This window comes from Micromonospora sp. 4G55 (genome assembly GCF_016803375.1).
Genome location: NZ_JAEVHN010000849.1, coordinates 1 through 2,307, shown reverse-complemented (window position 1 = coordinate 2,307; position 2,307 = coordinate 1). Strand labels below are relative to the sequence as shown.

Here is a 2,307-nt window from a genome sequence, read left to right as displayed (position 1 = left end):
CGCTGCACCTCGGTCCTCGCCCCGGCACCGCCGCCGCGCTGCTGGTCGACCGCTCCGGCACGGTCCAGCGGGTGATCCCCGACCTGGCCATCGCCGGCGACTACCGCGCCGACCTCGCCCGACTGGTCCGCTGACCCGTCGCGGCGCGTGCCTCGCGGCCCCGGACCCCCTCGGCCAACGCCGCCCGAGACGGGACCGGGCAGCCGATCAGGGCAGGGCGACGAGCTGCGCCTCCACCCGCACCGGCTGCGGACCGACGGCGGAGAACTCGACTCGGTTGAGCAGCGGCTGCTCCGGCGGGGAGTCCCCCGGCTCCATCGGTTCGGGCAGCTCGAGCTCACCCAACTGACCGTCGCAGGTGGTCCGGGACGTGTCCATGTTGGGGCCCCGGATGATCGAGATCAGCAGGTCGCCCGAGCCGGTGCAGCGGTACTGCAACAACTGCCGCGCCCCGTCGACCAGCGACTCCCGGCGTACCGGTTCCTCGCCCGGGGTCAACGTCAGGTGCTCCCGCCAGAGGGTGTCGGTGAACCCGGGCAGCGCCAGTTCGCCGGCCTCGCCCGGCAGCTGCGTCGCCTCGATCACGCGACCGGTCTCGGCGTCGATGTGGACCCGGACGGCCGTGCCGGGGTTCGCGGCCAGCACCTCGTCGAGGGTCTCCGGGGATCGGGACGGGACGACGCCGCGCGATGCCGCGCTCGCGCCCACCACCACCCCGTGTGGACCGGTGACCGGCTCGTTGGCCCACCACCAGGCTCCGCCCGCCGCCACAGCGAGCAGGGCGGCCACCGCCAGCAGTCCGGTGCGCAGCCGATCGTCGGCCCCCTCGTCCATCCGGCGAGCCTAACCGCGGCGGTCCAGCAGGGCGGCGTAGAGGGTGAGGCCCGGCCCGAAGGCCAGCATGACGATCCGCCGCGGCGGCACGGCAGCCCGCACCAGCCGGTCCAGGATCAGCAGCACCGTCGGGGACGAACAGTTGCCGTGCTCGTCCAGCGTCGCCCGGGAGGCGGCGAGGGCCTCCGGCGGCAGCGCCAGCTCGCGCTCCACCACGTTGAGGATGCGCGGGCCGCCCGGGTGCACCGCCCAGCCGTCCACCTCGGCGATGCCCGTGCCGTGCCGGGCCAGCAGGTCGTCCACCAGCCCCCGAACGTGCGTGGAGAGCACCTGCGGGACCTTCGGCGACAGGCCCATCCGGAAACCGGTGTCGGTGACGTCCCAGGTCATGTGGTCGGCGGTGGAGGTGTCGGTGACCGAGGTGACCTCGCGCAGCGCGTACCCGCCGGACGATCCCGCGCCGGCCGCGCCGGGGACCACCACCGCGGCGACCGCGGCGTCGGAGAAGAGCGCGTGCGAGACGATCTGCTGGGTGTCCATCCGCGCGCTGACCGGCTGGATGTGCAGGCTGGTCAGCTCGGCGCAGAGCAGCAGCGCCGGGCGCCCCCGCGCGGTGACGAAGTCGGCCGCCGCGCCGAGCCCGGGCAGCGCCGCGTAGCAGCCCATGTGCCCGACGAACATGCGCTGCGTGTCGGGGGCCATGCCCAGGTCCCGGGCGAGCAGGATGTCCAGCCCCGGCGTGGCGTACCCGGTGCAGGAGCAGACCACGAAGAGCCCGACGTCGACGGCGGCGAGACCGGCCGAGGTCAACGCCCGACCCACCGCCTCCTTGCCCAGCGGCAGCGCCTCCACCTGGTAGCGACGCATCCGGCGCTCGGTCGGCCACTCGGAGACGTCCTCCAGCAGCGGGTTGACCGCCGCCTGCCGGCGGGTCACCCCGGAGTTGGCGAAGATCCGCTCGGCGAGCGACCGGGTGGTGCCGGAGAAGTGCCGGGAGAAGAAGCCCTCCCAGAGCTCGTCCTGAGCGGCGCCCGGCGGCTGCGCCGTACCGAGTCCCGCGATCACTGGTACGGCCATGTCCCCCACCTCTCGTCCACGACTGCACGCCCGGCGACCGCCCCCGCCCCAGGAACGACCACCCCCACCGAACTCCGCACCCTCACCCTGTCGCCTTCCGTTCGGGCTGCGGGGCTCGCAACCCCGGCGAACTCCTCGCCCTCACCAACGAGGGGTCGATCCGTCGCGATCCGGGTCCCCGCCCAACGCCGCGATGCCGAGCCAGTCCGCGCAGACGTCCGAGGTCGCGGGGTGCAGCGACCCGCAGCGGGCGTCCCGGTAGAGCCGCTCCAGCGGGTGGCCCCGTCTGGTCGCCGACGTGCCGGCCGCCTCGAGCACGGACGCCGCCACGTCGGCCGCGGTCGTGCCGGCGAGCAGCTTGGCCCGCCAGACCCATCGGTTGTCTCAGCGTCACCG

The 2,307-nt window shown here is 74.6% G+C and carries 2 protein-coding genes and 1 pseudogene; all 3 read right to left on the bottom strand.

What is annotated here, in order from left to right:
- Positions 1-207: 207 nt before the first annotated feature.
- The gene (locus tag JNW89_RS35135; protein WP_238452303.1) at positions 208-834 is read right to left on the bottom strand and encodes a hypothetical protein; all 627 of its coding nucleotides are present in this window, start codon (positions 832-834) and stop codon (positions 208-210) included.
- 9 nt (positions 835-843) lie between these two features.
- Positions 844-1,911, bottom strand: coding sequence for a type III polyketide synthase (locus JNW89_RS35130; RefSeq protein ID WP_238452302.1), 1,068 nt, complete (start codon positions 1,909-1,911; stop codon positions 844-846).
- A gap of 141 nt (positions 1,912-2,052) precedes the next feature.
- Positions 2,053-2,292 (bottom strand): annotated as a pseudogene (locus JNW89_RS35125) (acyl-CoA dehydrogenase family protein); the annotation flags it as partial.
- Between the last annotated feature and the right edge of the window lie 15 nt (positions 2,293-2,307).

Coding starts and splice junctions, on each gene's coding strand:
- JNW89_RS35135 (WP_238452303.1), bottom strand. CDS start 834: ATGGACGAGGGGGCCGACGATCGGCTGCGCACCGGACTGCTGGCGGTG.
- JNW89_RS35130 (WP_238452302.1), bottom strand. CDS start 1,911: ATGGCCGTACCAGTGATCGCGGGACTCGGTACGGCGCAGCCGCCGGGC.